At 46.7% G+C, this 17,263-nt stretch carries 11 protein-coding genes; 6 read left to right on the forward strand and 5 right to left on the reverse strand.

Annotated features, from left to right (window positions below):
- Positions 1-75: 75 nt before the first annotated feature.
- Positions 76-1,650: an apolipoprotein N-acyltransferase gene (gene lnt / locus NJD71_RS08720; protein WP_319051585.1), complete on the reverse strand. Its 1,575-nt coding sequence runs from the start codon at positions 1,648-1,650 to the stop codon at positions 76-78.
- Positions 1,651-1,947: 297 nt separating this feature from the next.
- Positions 1,948-2,847, reverse strand: a complete 900-nt coding sequence (locus NJD71_RS08725) for a CBS domain-containing protein (RefSeq protein ID WP_319051586.1) — start codon at positions 2,845-2,847, stop codon at positions 1,948-1,950.
- A 333-nt stretch (positions 2,848-3,180) separates the two neighbouring features.
- Here NJD71_RS08725 and NJD71_RS08730 point away from each other — a divergent pair, with 333 nt between their 5' ends.
- Positions 3,181-4,392, forward strand: a complete 1,212-nt coding sequence (locus tag NJD71_RS08730; protein ID WP_319051587.1) for an Lnb N-terminal periplasmic domain-containing protein — start codon at positions 3,181-3,183, stop codon at positions 4,390-4,392.
- 48 nt (positions 4,393-4,440) lie between these two features.
- Here the strand turns inward: NJD71_RS08730 and NJD71_RS08735 are convergent, their stop codons facing one another.
- Positions 4,441-4,974 carry a YcgN family cysteine cluster protein gene (locus tag NJD71_RS08735; protein WP_319051647.1) on the reverse strand — a complete coding sequence of 178 codons (534 nt, stop codon included), beginning with the start codon at positions 4,972-4,974 and terminating at the stop codon, positions 4,441-4,443.
- Positions 4,975-5,203: 229 nt separating this feature from the next.
- On the opposite strand from NJD71_RS08735, the gene NJD71_RS08740 reads away from it, so the two are divergent.
- The 5 genes from NJD71_RS08740 (at position 5,204) to mutY (ending at position 12,847) form a co-directional block, all read left to right on the forward strand.
- Positions 5,204-5,941 (forward strand): dienelactone hydrolase family protein, encoded by a 738-nt coding sequence (locus NJD71_RS08740; protein WP_319051588.1) that lies wholly within the window; start codon positions 5,204-5,206, stop codon positions 5,939-5,941.
- Positions 5,942-6,112: 171 nt separating this feature from the next.
- Positions 6,113-9,397: a DUF2339 domain-containing protein gene (locus NJD71_RS08745; RefSeq protein WP_319051589.1), complete on the forward strand. Its 3,285-nt coding sequence runs from the start codon at positions 6,113-6,115 to the stop codon at positions 9,395-9,397.
- Between the two features lie 174 nt (positions 9,398-9,571).
- The gene (gene ylqF, locus NJD71_RS08750) at positions 9,572-10,528 is read left to right on the forward strand and encodes a ribosome biogenesis GTPase YlqF (RefSeq protein WP_319051590.1); all 957 of its coding nucleotides are present in this window, start codon (positions 9,572-9,574) and stop codon (positions 10,526-10,528) included.
- 23 nt (positions 10,529-10,551) lie between these two features.
- Positions 10,552-11,481, forward strand: a complete 930-nt coding sequence (locus NJD71_RS08755; RefSeq protein WP_319051591.1) for a GIY-YIG nuclease family protein — start codon at positions 10,552-10,554, stop codon at positions 11,479-11,481.
- A 91-nt stretch (positions 11,482-11,572) separates the two neighbouring features.
- A complete protein-coding gene (mutY, locus tag NJD71_RS08760; protein ID WP_319051592.1) occupies positions 11,573-12,847 on the forward strand; it encodes an A/G-specific adenine glycosylase in 1,275 nt (424 codons plus the stop codon).
- Between the two features lie 97 nt (positions 12,848-12,944).
- Here the strand turns inward: mutY and NJD71_RS08765 are convergent, their stop codons facing one another.
- Positions 12,945-13,847, reverse strand: a complete 903-nt coding sequence (locus tag NJD71_RS08765) for an acyl-CoA thioesterase (protein ID WP_319051593.1) — start codon at positions 13,845-13,847, stop codon at positions 12,945-12,947.
- A gap of 384 nt (positions 13,848-14,231) precedes the next feature.
- On the reverse strand, positions 14,232-17,120 hold the full coding sequence (gene rapA / locus NJD71_RS08770) for an RNA polymerase-associated protein RapA (protein ID WP_319051594.1): 2,889 nt from the start codon (positions 17,118-17,120) through the stop codon (positions 14,232-14,234).
- Positions 17,121-17,263: the final 143 nt, after the last annotated feature.

Consider the following 17,263-nt stretch of genomic DNA (forward strand, 5'->3'; position numbering starts at 1 on the left):
TTTTTGGTATATATAGCCATCATTCACCCAATTACCTGATTATCATAGGCTAGCACCATTGAGCGTGTATCGTTTTTACTTACCCAGACGTATTGGAGTTTTTGGACGCTTGCCCAAGTAACTCAGTATGAGTAATAGCGCCATAATAAATAAAATAGGATAATGACCAAAGCGCATGAATGGTGTGTTACCCACTCGTGCTTGCACCTCACCGCGTAATACCGTGCGCTCGAACTGCGGCGCGCGTTCTACGATACGACCTTTGTGATCGATGATAGCGGTCACACCTGTATTGGTCGCACGCATAAACCAGCGACCGTTCTCTAGTGCGCGCATCTGTACCATTTGCAGATGTTGTAGTGGACCTGCTGACGTACCGAACCAAGCATCGTTTGAGATGGTTAATAAAAAGTCCGTACCAATCGCGTTTTTGCGCGTCGTATCTGGATACGCGACTTCATAGCAGATGGCAGCACCTAAGCTATGACCACGCACCTGTAACGGTGATTGTTGGTCACTGCCTCGGCTATAACTCATAATGTCTTGACTACCAGCCAGATTGGGCAATATATCAAGCACACCTTGAAACGGGATGTATTCACCAAACGGTACTAGACGCTGCTTTTTGTATAGACCCTCTGCCTGAGCACCAAGCGCCACCACGCTATTATAAAACGGCGCATACTTGTCTGTACTGGCATCAAACGCGGCTTCGTCTTTGTAGGGAATACCCGTCACCCATGTCGTATCCGTTTCCTTCGCCATCGCTACCATTTCATTGATAAAACCAACCGCTTCTGTCTGAAACATAGGAATCGATGACTCAGGCCACAAAACAAGATCACGGCCCCATTCGTCACGCGTCAAAGTAGCGTAGATTTTTAGGGTCTCAATCTGATACTCAGTGAGCCATTTTAGATCTTGCGGGATATTGCCTTGAATCAGCGACACTGACAGATCAGGCGTACCTTTGGGCTTGGTCCATTGCGGATTGACCAACCACAGCGTAGTACTAATAACCAGCAGCGCAACCGACGGAATCATATAACCGCCACGGCGACGCAGCAGCTCAACGATACTGGCAGCCAGTAGTATCGCCACAAAGGAAACCGTGAAGACGCCAGCAACAGGAGCGAGCGATGACAGCCAATACTGCTCAGTAAAGGCATAACCGACAAACAACCAAGGAAAGCCTGTGAACAGCCATGTTTTCATCCACTCTTGCAGTATCCAAAGCGCAGCAAAAGATAATGGTTGCTTACCGACCACGCGATTGAAAATCAACGCCAAAAACCCATGGAACAGTCCCATGCCAAGACCCATCAACGCAATCATAATCAGCGCAAGCCATGCAGGGGTGGAGCCATAAACATGAATAGACGTATATAGCCAGAATGCCCCCACGCACCAAAGCCCTGTACCGTATGCCTGACCAATAACAAAGGCGCGGCGACCTGTCATCTCAGGCATCAATAGTGCATATAAGATAGCAGGCGATATCAGAGCCACTGGCCAAATGCCATAAGGCGCGAGCGCAAGTATAAAAGCAGCCCCTGCCAACAAAGATATCAGTGCCGCCAATCCCAAATGTAATCCTTTTGACTTCTCAGGGTTCAAGCGTTTTTGTAAATCAACAGTAGACAGGCGCATAGCAATTATCCAAGACTATATTTTTCAAATATTTCACAGCTCAACACTAAAAAAACTGAAGCGAAACTGAGGCAAAGCTGGCTGCATCATACATCATGCAGAACCACAAATAAAACCCACCCATGATACCAGTCAAAACCCATCAATGGGTAAATTTGCGTAGCGAAACCTCAAACTAAAAAGCAAAAGCCAGAAAGCAAAAAACACGATTTTTTATCGTGTTTTTTATTACATTTACTAGCGAAATTCATTGAGCACTCAGCTGCTAAGACATGATTCACAAACTATATGAATAAGCTAATGGCTACCTATTAATATCTGCTGGTCTGCAGTGGTCTTGGTTAGCTCTAGGTTTTGGATAAATCGTCCTTCAACATCAGTGATGGTGATCTGCCAATCATCTATCAAAACGCTCTCGCCCTCTAGGTCACCGACATAACCGAGTGCTTGCATGACCAATCCGCCCATCGTATCGACATCGGTATCATCGAAACGACTACCAAGCTCATCATTGCAGTCTTCGATGACGGTAGACGCTTGGACACGCCATGTGTTCGGCTTTTCTGGATCTGCAACGATGTTGTTGATGTCGCTGTCTTCGTCAAAATCGTCATGCTCATCCACGATGTCACCGACGATTTCCTCAAGCAAGTCTTCCATGGTCACCACACCACCAAAGTTACCAAACTCATCGACGACAATCGCCATATGAACTTGCGTCCGCTGCAACGAGCGTAGCAAAGTATCTGAGCGCGCAGTTTCACTAATATAGAGCGGCTGACGTACTAGGTCTTTTAGGCGTTTGCTATCAATTTTGTCTTCTTGGTTACGCACCATATGAACCAAAATAGGAATCAAATCTTTGGCCAGTAAGATACCAATAACGGCATCATCATCTTGACTGTCAAAAACAGGATAGCGCGAGTGCGTGGTCTCAAGAATAATGTCCATCACTTCAGCAAGGCTGGTGCTTTCGTGAATACCAATCACTTGCGGGCGTGGCGTCATGATTTCGCGCACTTGGGTTGCTGGTAGATCGAGTACGCCTTCTAGCATATCGACCGTATCAGGCTCTAAGAACTGGCGCGAGTCTTGTACCAGACGAATCAATTCGTCACGGGTCTCGGGGGCGGTCGATAGCCAGCGTTTTAAGCCGCGCATCGACCAACTACTCGGGCTGGGAGTGTCGTCAGACATGGTGGTGTGATTTAACCTCTTTAGTTAATGGCAATTAAAATAATCGTGAATAAAAACAAGTAGCGCCTAGATGGGGACAAAAGTAGCAAATAAAATGGCTGATTTATCATTAGTTGATGATTCAATCGTAAACATGCCAGCACTAATTAGCTTCACTTTATCGCAAGGCTCACCGACATTCAACGACAAATTCACTCAATTTGTATTGTCAGCGTGTTATAAACTTTGCTATGGTCAAAGCCTTTATTTAGCAAAACAAACCCTATGTCGCTACGTTCTCTTTTTTCTCGCTTGCTCTCGTCGCGTTCACGCCGCCATCCTAAGGATCGTAGCGTGAGCGATAGCGTAGCAGATAGCAAACAGCCAAAATCCACATGGCGACATCGGCTCGTGTCTTTTTTGATTGCTATTACTCTGCTCCTATCGGCAGTATGGTTACTGCTAGCGATTTGGTACCAGTACGGGATAGGCTCTATAGTGACTTGGCTTTTCACCATTGCCGTCACAAGTCTACTAGGAGCACTGCTTAGCACCCGCTATTGGCGTGCCGTCACAAAAATACTGTATCGCTATACCTCAGCTGACAACATAGTGACTAATAAAGCCACTGCCAATAAATGGCTCATCGGAATATACGGCGTGATTTGGCTCATGGGTGTGGGCTGGTTTTTTTCTATTGAGCCCAAGCAGGATCGTGACTGGATGGCTGAGGTCGATCAGCAAGTCGCTTATAAGCGCGATGCGGCCAATCCTAATTTGATTACGTTAACCAATGTCCGCAACTTTGATTGGCGTACAGATACAGAAGCAACCGCGCACTGGGATACCCGTACGATTGATTTGTCCAAACTCTCAGGCATCGATGTGACCAACTCTTATTGGATGGGACCACTCATCGCTCATACTTTGGTCAGCTTTCGTTTTGAAGACGATAGACCACTTGCCTTTTCCTTTGAGATTCGTAAAGAAGATGGTGAGTCGTTTTCAGCCCTTGCTGGGTTTTTTAGGCGTTATGAGCTGAGCCTGATTGCGGCAGAAGAGCGTGACATTATCTATACCCGTAGCAACGCGCGCGGTGAGCAGGTCTATCTATTTCCCATTAGCAACTTGCAGCAGCATGAAGTCAGATCATTATTTGAGTCCTACCTGACTGCCATTGATGAGCTAAATAACAAACCTGCTTGGTACAACACATTGACGAGCAACTGTACCAATATTATCTTTTATATGGCGCGTATCGTCAGTGGCGATCGCTTGCCATGGGATTACCGGATTTGGGTCTCTGGGTGGTTACCCAACTATCTATACGATGTCGGTATGCTCGATGCAGCGCCCGAACAGCCCGATCAACCTTGGTCGATGGATACATGGTATGAGCGTACTCATATTAATCCAAAGTCGCTCGGTTTTGACAATCTGCACTCCACTGGCAATAGCCGTGCATTCTCACAGCAAATTCGTCAAGACATTCCACTACCGCCACTCGCCCACTCTCAATCTAGTGCCGAGGCAAAAGCTAAGTCTACTGCTCAGGCGTCTAACTAAGTATCATCCAACGAATAAATGAAGAAATAAAAGTAGCGCAGTATTTTGCTAAGGGTTAACCCAACTGACCACCCGTGTCTCCATCTCTTCCTCAGACATACTGGTTTCAGACACACAGCGTCCTGCAACGCCGACATTAGCAGCGCGCATCTCGTGTTGTGTCACCACTGGATCCTCAGTCAATAACAGGTGCCAGCTTGGCAGACTCTGTCCTTTATATAACCGCTTGTAAGCACAGTGCGATGGTAGCCACATCATGTTGGGCAAGTTGTCCATGGTGAGCTGAATGCAATCTGGGACATAGTCTTGACGCGTCGCATAATGGCTACAATATCCCGTCGCACAGTCCATTAGCTGGCATGTGACATCGGTATATTCAACCAGCTCTTCGTCTACATTGCCATCCTCATCTTCATCGATGTATTTGATCAGGCAGCAACTGCCGCAGCCATCACACAACGCCTCCCATTCGCTATGATTCAGCTCGTTCAATGCAAATCGCGACCAAAACTGCGGGCGCAGTGGCTCAGACTTAGAGCCAGTATTAGAATCGACATCGCCGCTATCAGGAAACAAACTCATCGATTGCGTAGGCTTAGTATCTGAATCAATACTTGAGTGCAAGTCTGGTTTGTCATCATTTTTGTTTAACAAATTTATAGTCATAAGGTCGCAGTAGCATTTTGATAAAGAGCGTTACAGTATTATAGCTGTTTTTGCTAGACATGGGCGTTAAGGTAGTACGAGTTAGGAACACGAACCATCACAGCCACAAATAATTAAAACTCATAACATAAAAAAGGACAATAATATGTCAATTAAGACTTTTGAATTAATCAGTACAACCGAAAACGGTATCGAACTTATCAGCTATGTTGCACTGCCAGAAAATGCTTCAGATGATAATCCAGCAGCAGGTATTTTGGTCGCACCAGAATGGTGGGGCGTGGTCGACCATCCAAAATCAGTAGTAGAGCGTTTGGCTGAAGCAGGCTATGCGGCTGTCGCTATGGATGTCTACGGTGAAGGAAAATTAACTACTGATGCTGCCATGGCCAACATGTGGATGGAGCAGGTATTGGCTGATCAAGACATGCTTATGTCACGCTGCCGTCTGATTTTGAACGACTTTAGCGATCAGTTATCAGTGGATGGTGACAATCTGGGCGCAATCGGTTACTGCTTCGGTGGTAAAGTTGTCCTTGATATGGCACGTGAAGGCATGCCATTAAAAGCCGTTGCAACGTTCCATGGTAACCCAACGCCAAAACAGCCAGCTGACAAAAACTTTGCCGCAAAAGTACTTGTCGCTCATGGCCGTGATGATTCAATGGTATCGATGGATGCCATCGAAGGTCTAAAATCAGAGCTAGATGCTGCTGATGTCGATTACACTATCGATGTCTATGACAACGCTAAGCACGGCTTTACCAACCCACACGCTGATGAGCGCGCTGCCAATAATGAAGTAGACCTTGGCTATAATGAAGCAGCGGCTAAACAAAGCTGGGAAAATATGATTGAGTTTATGAAAGCAAACTTGGCATAAAAACAGTTTGATATAAAACTTATCAAGAAGGGCAGCTTAACTATTTAAGCTGTCCTTTTATTTTGCGTATGTTTTAACCAATGTTTTTGAGGAGCGTCATCAGACCAGTCTTGTACTTCTTATCAAATCGCGTCATTATCACCTTACTATCCGTTGGCTTGAGTAACGAAGATGTTATATCTATTGGTGACCCAGCTCGGTTGGCTGGCTTTTACGATTCTATTGATTGTGGTAGTCGCGTTATACACTAGGACAACTCGAAAAATCGAGTATCTACGCCGCGACGTCACAAAACTACAAGCTGAGCTTACACAGCAAAAAGACCTCAGAAAAGATAATAGTATAAGTCGTATGACTGCCTCATCTACCGGTTTGGCTGATGACAGTGTTCATGTGCGCAGGTCTTTTACTGAAAATATCGCAACTGAAAACAATGCGCCTAAAAATAGCGCGCCTGAGCCCTCTAATATCGTTACGACAAACAGCGCTAATGAGAGTGCAGCTTTTGATTCACAAAAGTCGTCAACAGCAGATACCTTACCATCCACATCATCATTTACGTCGTCATCCACGTTACCGCCACCATTGCCAACGATGGCACCAGCGCCAGCCCAAAATATCATATCGGGCGTCGCTAATGATGGAACTATAGATCAACCCCACTCAAAAACAACTGCGCATAGCGTGCCAGCTGCCCCAATTGAGCCAGATGAACGCTCACTACCCATCGTCACATCGCTCATTCATTCAATAAAAAACTGGTTTTTCGGTGGCAACTTGGTCGTGCGAGTCGGCGTACTGGTGCTGCTGGTAGGTGTGGTGCTCCTGCTTCGCTTATTGAGCGAATATATCGAGATTTCAATTACCACAAAGCTGATAGCAGTTGGCGTTACAGGGTTAGCATTGGCAGCGCTTGGGTTAAAGCTAACGGCAAAACGCTTCTCATATGGGATTACGCTACAAGGTGCAGGTTTAGCAATTGCGTATCTAAGTACCTTTTTTGCTTACAGTGTTTATGAAATCATTCCTAGTGTCCCAAGCTTTATCGGACTTGGGTTATTGTCTGCCATTACCATTGCCCTCGCCGTACGTCAGAACGCCTTCCCATTGGCATTACTGGCATTATCGGGTGGTTTTTTTGCACCGATTTTGACCAGTGAAGATACTGGCAGCTTGGTCATCTTATTTAGCTATTATCTACTGTTAAATATCACGATTGCCGTTATTGCTCATTACCGCCCGTGGAAAATCCTAAATTTATTCGGTGCATCGGTGACGTTTGGCTTGGCCTACTACTGGGGCGTCAGTGAAAATCTGAGCGCTGTCATAGAGTCGCAGCGTTGGTCACTTGTGACACTGGTTGCATTACATTTACTGCTTTATTTATTTGTCGTCATTCGTTATGCGCAGCAGATCATTACTTACAATACGCTTAATGACCAGAGTCTTAGCCATACAGATGATGCAAACATACTAGGACATTTGGACAAAACACCTAAAAGTAATCACCCCTACCTATTCCCCATCGATACCGGACTGCTGTTTTCAGTACCGATTCTGGCTTTTGGCTTATTTGCTGCCTTACTCGATGACATTTCCAATGCTCTAACCTTTACTAGTACAATTTTGGCAGCGGTGTATCTCGGACTAGGCTGGCTGTTTGTCCAGCGTAGTGGGCGCTATGCACTCATTACTGAAGGTATGCTGGCGTTAGGATTTGGGTTTTTAGCGCTGGTAATACCGCTGGCGCTGGATGCTGAGTGGATTGCTTTTGGGTGGTCAGTACAGGGGCTCGCATTAGTCTGGTTTGGCAGGCGCTCCTTACGGTCATGGTCCGTGTTATTTGGCTTGGCTTTACAGCTCATCAGTATCGGTATGCTCTTGACCACCGCGATATTCTCTATCAAAGACTATCCCGTCTTAGCCTTTAGTGTCTCAGCGATTGCTTATCTGGCGACTGTCTTTATCTTACGCGCCAGCAACTCCCCTACCATGCTCATGACTGAGCTCAATAATAGCAACACTGATGGCAACAGTAATAAGCACAACGCGGCAACTGCCTCAGAGTCGGTTACTCGTTACGCCCGTACGCTTGGTGTCAGCACCCAAGCTGCCCAGCAATGGCTAACCTCTATTGATAATCAAAGCCGCGCATTCAAGCTTGTTTGGCACAGTCCTAGACTAATAAAGTTCCTAACAGTGACTGCCATGGCGTGGGTGTTACAAGTGCTCATACTTGATCTTCATCATTGGTTTGATACTTGGCAGTTAGAGACCACGGTCATTGCGCTAGCCGCACTCATTAGCCTAACGATCTATTGGATGATCAATCGCTATCGCTCATGGTCGGAGATTCGGCAGTTTAGTCGTGGATTGCTACTATTGTTTTGTCTCATGCTAGTGGTACAACTCGCGCAAAAGTTTGAGCTCAATTTGACATGGACGACAGCAGAATGGCTGATATTCGTAGGTTTGATAATCGGCTGGCTCATGATAGGTCAGCTATGGCTAAAAACATGGTCTGATATCTGGTCTGATACATGGATTAATAATAACAATGCCTCACGCTATACGGCTATTAGTTGGCTAGGTACTGGTATCTTACTGGTTGCTGCCGCTGCGCATTATGGCCTACCAGACTCTGATGGCATCATAGCGGTATTGAGCTCAGCTGTACTCATTTTGACTGGGCTATGGCTCAGTCATCGTGATCTCAGTCATCGTGATCTCACTCAAAGAGAAAAAAATCTATCAACCAATAAAGCTTCACAACAAGGGCTACTGTATTGGTTTGACTGGCAACAGGCACTACGAGGATGTGCTGCGATCTTTGCTCCCATTGCTTTATTCTGGATTGTCATGACCAATTGGTCTTATGACGGTATAATTTGGGACATGTCTTATTTTCCATTATTCAACCTGTACGACATCACCTCGTGGTTGACGCTATTGGTTGGTTTTAGTCTTTATTATATAAGCTGGCGACACCGAGACAAAAACCCTATCCAATCAGATACAGTCACCAAAACCAAGCAGATATTCAATGCTGACAGCTTACTAATAATACTGGGGTTTATTAGCTTTTGGCTGATATCTAGCATGTTGGTCAGAACGCTGCATGCCTTTATCGGTACACCGCTCTGGGACGGTACTGGCACTCAAGGCGGTGCATGGCAAAGTGAGCAAGTGCAAACAGGACTGACGATTTTATGGACACTCTTGGCATTGGTCGCCACCATTATGGCGAGTCGCTACTGGCAACGCGCGCTTTGGTTTATGGGTATTGGATTGTTAGGCGTCGTCGTGCTCAAGCTGGTACTGATTGATCTGTCACAGACCGAAGCGATTTGGCGCGTGATTTCCTTCCTTGGCGCGGGTAGCTTGATACTATTGATTGGTTATCTTGCGCCTTTACCACCAGCCAATGAGACAACAGAAAATAAGCATCCAGAGTAGCGGCGTACCTGGTCAAGCGAGCGGACCAAGTGAACTGCTCAGGCGAAATTGTCCCGTGAATACATAGGTTCTGTAGTAAACTGGCAACTATGAATAAAGACAATGCCAAAAGTTACCAAAATCGCGCACTGTCTTTAATGCAATATTTTATGAATAAAAAGGTTATGAAAGACAATGGATAAGAGAACAAGCATTCAGTGGTTCCCTGGGCATATGAACAAAGCCCGTAACGAAATCAAAGAAATCATGCCGCAGATGGATTTGGTCATCGAGGTCATTGATGCGCGTATCCCTCATAGTAGTGAAAACCCAATGGTTGCAGCACTACGCGGCGAAAAGCCTGTAATCAAAATCCTGAATAAAGCTGATCTTGCCGATCCAGAATTGACCCAAGCGTGGATGGACCATCTTGAGCAGCAAAATGGTGTCAAGGCCATTGCTTGTGATACGGAAAAAGCCGATGACGTCAAACGTATCATCGCCATCTGTAAGCACCTCGTACCCAACAAAGTCGGTACTGGCCGTCAGATCAAAGCGATGATTATGGGCATCCCGAACGTCGGTAAATCAACACTGATCAATACGCTAGCAGGACGCGCCGTGGCGAAGACAGGCGACGAGCCAGCCGTGACCAAGTCGCAGCAGCTCATCAAGCTCGATGATGACATCATGCTCTATGACACGCCTGGTATGCTGTGGCCAAAGGTTGAAAATGAAAACTCTGGCTATCGTCTAGCCGCAACGGGCGGTATTCGTGATACGGCTTTTGATTTCGCTGATGTGGCAAGCTATACCGCTGAGTATCTCATGCACGCCTATCCTGAGCTGCTAAAATCTCGCTACAAAATTGAAGAACTGCCCAAGACCGATTGGGAGTTTTTTGAAGTGGCGGGTCGTAATCGCGGCTGTGTGCGCGCGGGCAACCAAGTCGATACGTATCGCATGTCTGAGATTCTCATCAATGAGCTGCGTAGCGCGAAGATTGGGCGTATGACGCTTGAAACCCCAGCCATGATTGAAGCGGAAGAAATTGTCGTCGCTGAACAACGTCTCGCTGCTGAAGAGAAGCGCAAAGCCCGCGAGGAAGAAAAACGTCTACGCAAAAAGCGTACCCGCCAGAATCGGAAGTAGGTCTATTAACGATATAAGCCACTATGAATCCATTAATACCCTCAGCAAAAACCATTCAAATCTACCTGCCCACAGGTAACCCTCGTGGGCTGCGTGTCGCTGAGATGACCACGCGCACCGTGCGTCTGATTGAAGTGCCGCGCATTCATATTGCAGATTTTTTAAGTATGCCCGACGCCAAGCAAGTAGGCTTATACTTTCTAATTGGTGATACCGATAGCACGGACAAACCACTACTCTATATTGGGCAAACAGGCGATTTAACCCAGCGCCTGAAAAGCCATAATAATGGTAAAGATTTTTGGACAAGGGTGTTTATCATGCTCTCTACCAACAACACCATTACTCAGACGCATGCGTTGTATATGGAGCATAAAGCCATTCAAATTGCCACAGACGTTGGGCGTTACGATTTGCAAAATGGTAATAATGGCAGCAAGCCGCACACGCCTGCACCGCTGCAAGCAGACTGCGAAGAGCTGTTCCACACATTAGATATTTTACTATCTACCCTTGGACAGCCAGTTTTTGAAGCGATCGGTATTGATACTCCTAATACTGAAGCTTACCAACCAGTGATACCAGATACCTGCCAGTCTCTCCAAGACGCACCAGCAGTCGTACCTGACAAGCAACCAATGCTGTTTTATTGCAAAGCCAAAGACTGCGATGCTCAAGGCTATTACGATAATGACGGTTTTGTCTTGTTAAAAGGCTCTCTCTTTCGCAAAAGGCATACGCCATCATTGGGAAAATGGGCTGTTAACAAAACACACGAGCTGTTAGTAAATGGCAAATTGGTTGAACACAATAATGATTCTTATCGACTCACAGAAGACCAGCTTTTTAAAACGCCAAGTGGCGCAGCGCAAGCGGTTACTGGCCGACCAACCAATGGCTGGGTAGAATGGAAAAACGGCTCGGGACAAACACTTAGCGACATTTACCGCTAGTAAATCAACCAGATAATCACTATATAGGATGAACGCTTTGCTTAAGTGTAACCGAAGCGCCCTTTACCTACTGCCAATTTTATAAGAGCCTATGACCCAATCTACCGCCATACCCGATACTTCCTTTTCTCAGCCCACTGACGCATTAGACTCCTTCGCCCCGCGCCTTCTCGGCTGGTTTGCCGAAAACGGTCGTCATGATTTGCCGTGGCAGCAGCATCAGACTGATACGCCCAATCCTTATATTGTTTGGCTATCCGAAGTCATGCTCCAGCAAACACAAGTCACCACCGTATTGCCCTACTTTGCGCGTTTTATGGAGACGTTTCCAACCGTACAAGATTTGGCTGCGGCAGATTGGGATGTGGTCGCTGAGTATTGGGCAGGACTTGGCTACTATGCGCGCGCGCGTAATCTCCACAAAGGTGCGAAGCAGTTGGTTGCAGTGATTGATGAAACGGGCGGATTCCCGCAGACACTCGCAGGTTGGGAGGCGATTTCTGGCGTTGGTCCATCTACCGCTGGCGCGATTATGGCGATGGGATTACACCGCTACGGCGTCATCTGCGATGGTAATGTCAAACGCGTGCTGACACGTTGGGCCGCTATCGACGGCGACATCACTAAATCTGCTACCACCAAGGAATTATGGGCGTTGGCAGAGCGACTAACCCCAAAAGAAAACTCAGGACTATTTGCTCAAGCCATGATGGATATGGGCGCAACGCTATGTGTTCGCCGCAAGCCTGCATGCCTGTTATGTCCATTGCAAGCCGACTGCTTGGCACATGCAGAGGGGCGCGAAACCGATTATCCTGTCAAAGCAAAAAAACAGCCCAAGCCAAGCAAATTTAGCAATGCGCTACTGATAGAAAGTGTAGACAGTGAACTATTGTGGCTACAACGTCCTGATAACGGCATTTGGGGTGGATTGTGGAGCTTGCCATTACAGTTTGTAGAAAAAATTGACGGTAAGACAAGTAGTAAAGCCACTGGTAAGACTGATGCTAAAAAACCAGCGAACGATGATAAGCCAACTAATATACCAAGTGACGTCCGTAGTCATGAAAAAGTGTACGAGACAGAATTCACCACGGCTGAGCAAATTATCAATGAATGGTTGACGAAGAATAAGCTAGCCGCACAATCAGTCAGTAAGTCATTGCTTGATGATGCTCCGATTAAGCACTCATTGACTCATTTTCATTGGTATTTAACCCCGCAAAAACTAACGGTTGATGCTGTACAAATACTAGAGCTCAATGAGAAATTAGCAGCGGCTGAGATTGATTTTAAATGGCTCACCGAACAAATAGCGCAGGATAGTTTAGGACTGCCTCGTGCGATGATTAAGATCTTAGAATAAAAATTAGCATAAAAAACTGAAATAAAAAAAGCGACTCATAATCAATAGTGAGTCGCTTTTTTATGGTGGCAATATAAAGGCAGCTGAGATTAGAAATTTAAGACTTTGGCACACGCAAGCGCATTAGACCTTCTTGCTGCACGGTTGCGACCAGTTTGCCCTCTTGCCAAAACTGCCCATGGTTTAACCCTTTCGCATTAGAAGTGGTGTCACTCCACATGTCGTATAGCATCCATTTATTCAAATCAAACTCACGATGGAAATGCATCGAGTGATCGATACTAGCGGCTTGTAACCCACTGGTCATAAAGCTCACGCCATGTGACATGAGCCCTGTGCCCACCAAATAAAAGTCAGACGAAAACGCCAATAGTGCCTGCTGAATCGCTACTGGCTGATTGCCAAGCTTATGAATACGCAGCCAATTTGCCTGTTTAGGTTTCATAGGTTCTGGGCTAATCGGGTTGCGCGGCTTAACGGGTTTTATCTCGACATGACGGCGACGCATAAATCTTGCTTTGAGCGCTTCTGGTACTTTTCCAACGTTCTCTTCTTTTAACTCTTGCTCAGTCAGCAAGTCTTCTGGCGGTGGATAAACAGGCATATCCTCTTGATACTCAAGCCCCTCCTCCATCGGTGAAAACGAGGCAATCATCGAAAATATCACTTGCTCAACAGGCGGCTTACCACGTACTTCTTTGTATTGAATAGCCGTCACTTCACGTGCAGAGAGGCTGCGGCCATCACGCAGACGACGCACTTGATAGATCACTGGTTGATTGATATCCCCGCCACGCAAAAAGTACCCATGTAGTGAGTGACAGGGCTTGTCTTGCTCCAAAGTATGCGCGGCTGCCATGATCGCTTGGGCAAGTACTTGTCCACCAAATATACGACTGCCCACATAGTCATGGCTTTTGCCTTCAAAGACATCAGGGGTAACTTCAATAAGTGCGATGGTAGCCAGCAGCTCATCGATCAGTTGTGAATTATTGGACATGACGATATGTTTCCTTATTTTTATCAACAACACCCAGCACTCGAAAATAAGCATCTAACCATATCGACGCGATATAACTGCTGCGCTTGCATGTAAAATAATATGGGATCACTTGCTAACAGATACAAGCGATACTGTAGAACGAACAAACAACTGTAGCTAACAGAGCCATCGCTACATATTTACTTTCGATAGAAAAGGTAAACATCTTACCCAATATCTATAGCTTTGACTAGCTACTGTCGGCTTACTTGCGAGTGTTGCTTTGCTGTTTTTGCTCAACAAATAACGATTTGTCAGTGCGTGTATGCAGTATGAATCAAAAAAACGAGATGTCTGATAACATCTCGTTTTTTAGTGGTTTCGACGATAATACTGCACTATCTACGGCTTGACGGCGACCAGTACACGAATAGAGTCCGGCACCAATGATAAGTTGCCAAGCGCTTGCTCACCTTGAGCCTTGAGTTGCTCTAGGCGCTCAATCTCTTCAGGACGCACGTTTGGATTGATAGTTTGCAGATGCTTGAGACGTTTGATCTCGCGCGACCACTGCTGACTAAAGCGGCTACTGGCTTGCTCACCAATCTCAGCGATCTGCGCGCGTGCGATATCTTCAGCTTCATAGTAACGCTGCTCAATCACATCGCTGCGTACCTTGATGACTTGGCGGGCACGGTTTTTGTCCAAACGCTCAATATGCGGCATGATCATATCGGCACTAATACGAGCAGATAAGTCACTGCCTTGCTCACTGATAAAGACACGGATGTTTTGTGTAGTCAATGTCGCAGGCAAGTTAAGCAGCTTTGGTGCGATGGCTTCAACGCGGAAGTTCACCTCTAGCAGTACCATACCTTGCGGTACAGCAGCGCTTTTGAGCATAGCCACAGTAGTATTACCAAAAGTGCTGGTACTCGCCAGCTCATAGATGGCGCGCATCAACGGATGCTCATGCGTGATAAAGTCGATATCTTCACGCTGCAGCGCTTGCTCACGCTCAAACGTCAATGTCATGCCATCTTCATCGCCAAGCGGCAACCCGTCGATATAGTCACTAATCTCTGTGCTGTCGATAGGCGCGATAACCCACGAGCCATCACGCTGGATGTTGTGATCGATATTGGCAGAGGCAAAGAAACGCTCAATGAAGTGCGGTAATAGATTGTTGCCATCAAAATCACGCATAGCATCAGCGATACGGCCAGCGACACGCGGGCGACATGAGTTGTATTCTAACAGACGATCGCGACCCGCTTGCAACTGCGCCTCAAGCCCCAGTCGCGTTTGCAGCGCTTCATCGATAATATCTTGTAAAATGACATTATTTTCAGCAGTGTCAGCGCCTTCAAGCATCGGCTTAAGATCTTGGATATACTGCTCTTGTACGCTTTGTGCGGTTGGCGATATTTGGCTAAACATGTTTAGCGCATCGTTGTACCAGTGATACAGACGCTCTTGTGCCGTACCTTGTACATAAGGGACATGCAGCATGATCTGCTGGGTTTGTCCGATACGATCTAGGCGACCAATACGCTGCTCTAGCGTATCTGGATTGGCAGGGAGATCCCATAGTACCAGTTGGCTTGCAAACTGGAAGTTGCGACCTTCTGAGCCAATCTCCGAACACAATAGTATCTGCGCGCCTTCACTATCAGCAAAGAATGCGGCGGCTTGGTCACGCTCTAGTAGCGTCATCTGCTCAGTAAAGATAGCGGTTTTTATGCCGGCATGCAGGCGCAGTACTGCCTCTAGGCTCTCTACGGTTGCACCACTACGCGCGATCAACAGCACCTTTTGCTGCTTAAGCTCACCGCGTAGGATATCAATCAACCAAGAAACACGCGGGTCGTCCTCTAACCAGCCACCATCTGGTTGATTTTCTTCACCCCACAGCTGCTCACGCAATTTACCATTGGTTTGATAGCTGTCACGCCATGCTTCAGGCAATGGTAGTGGATGCGGCTGGCTACTACGGCCATAGAATCCCTTGACACTCTCACGCGTATTACGGAATAAAATACGACCCGTACCATGACGATCTAGTAGCTCGTTGAGCGCATGCGTACGTAGCTTGTCGTCATCGTTGATCGAAGCCAGCTCATCAATACTGATGTCCAATAGACTACTCAGAGCAGCAATTTGACCTTCATTTAGTGGCTTGTCTTCTATCAAGACCCCAGCCACAGCTGCCGTCTCCTCAAAAGCAGCCTGACCATCGATGAACTCATCTAGATCATCGAAACGGTCTGGATCAAGTAGACGTAGACGGGCAAAGTGACTTTGCGCACCAAGCTGTTCTGGTGTTGCGGTCAGTAGCATGACCCCTGGGGTCTCTTCTGCAAAATCTGCCACCAGATCATATTGATCATTACCGCCCTGTGCTTCATCCCAATGCAGATGATGCGCCTCATCAACGACCAGTAGGTCAAACCCTGCATCCATCGCTTGATCATACAAATCAGGATGGTCAATCAATAGATCCATACCTGCGATGATGCATTGCTCAGTGGCAAAGACGTTTTGCTCAGGGTCATGTTCTTTGATAGCAGCCGTACGCACCAAATCAAACAGCGCAAAGTTTAGGTTAAATCGGCGACGCAGCTCAATCATCCACTGATACTGCAAGCTATCTGGCACTAAAATGAGTACGCGCTCAGCCTTGCCTGTTAGCAGCTGCTGATGGATAATCATACCCGCTTCGATGGTTTTACCAAGACCCACTTCGTCAGCCAATAGTACGCGCGGCGCGATACGCTTACCGACTTCGTGCGCGATATAGAGCTGATGTTCGATGATATCGACGCGCGCACCCATGAGACCTTTTAGCGGATGACCTGCCAGTGCTGACTGCATACGCAAGATATCTTGGCGCAGCTCATACCAGTCACCACGTTCGATACGACCAGCAAGCAGACGCTCAAGCGGCTTAGCCAATGTGATATTGGCAGCCAAACGGGTCTCCATGATGCCTTTTTCGTGCTCATCAACTCCGTACTTGAGTACACCCATGACTTCATCGACAGCATTTACGGTGTAGCTTCTGCCATCTTGGTCATAGATGGTATCGCCCACTTTGAACACCACGCGCGATAGTGGCGCAGAGTTTTTTGCGTAGACGCGTGTCTCTTCACTTTGTGGAAATAAAATATGCACACATCGATCATCGACGTCGATAACCACACCTAAGCCAAGCTCAGATTCCGTATCAGATAAATAACGTTGGCCAACGGCGAATTCAGTACTGTGCAATGAAGCAATAGAGATAGTCATAGGGCGATGTCTTTTGTACTCAGATAATTAAAAATTAGATAGCAATGGTGGCTTTTGATAGCGGTAAGATTACAAGCTATGCACAGCATCAGTAAATGTGAATGCAATATTGTAATCTTGGTAAAACCAGTCTTAAGAAAACC

The sequence above is a fragment of the Psychrobacter sp. PP-21 genome (assembly GCF_033790785.1).
Taxonomy (GTDB): domain Bacteria; phylum Pseudomonadota; class Gammaproteobacteria; order Pseudomonadales; family Moraxellaceae; genus Psychrobacter.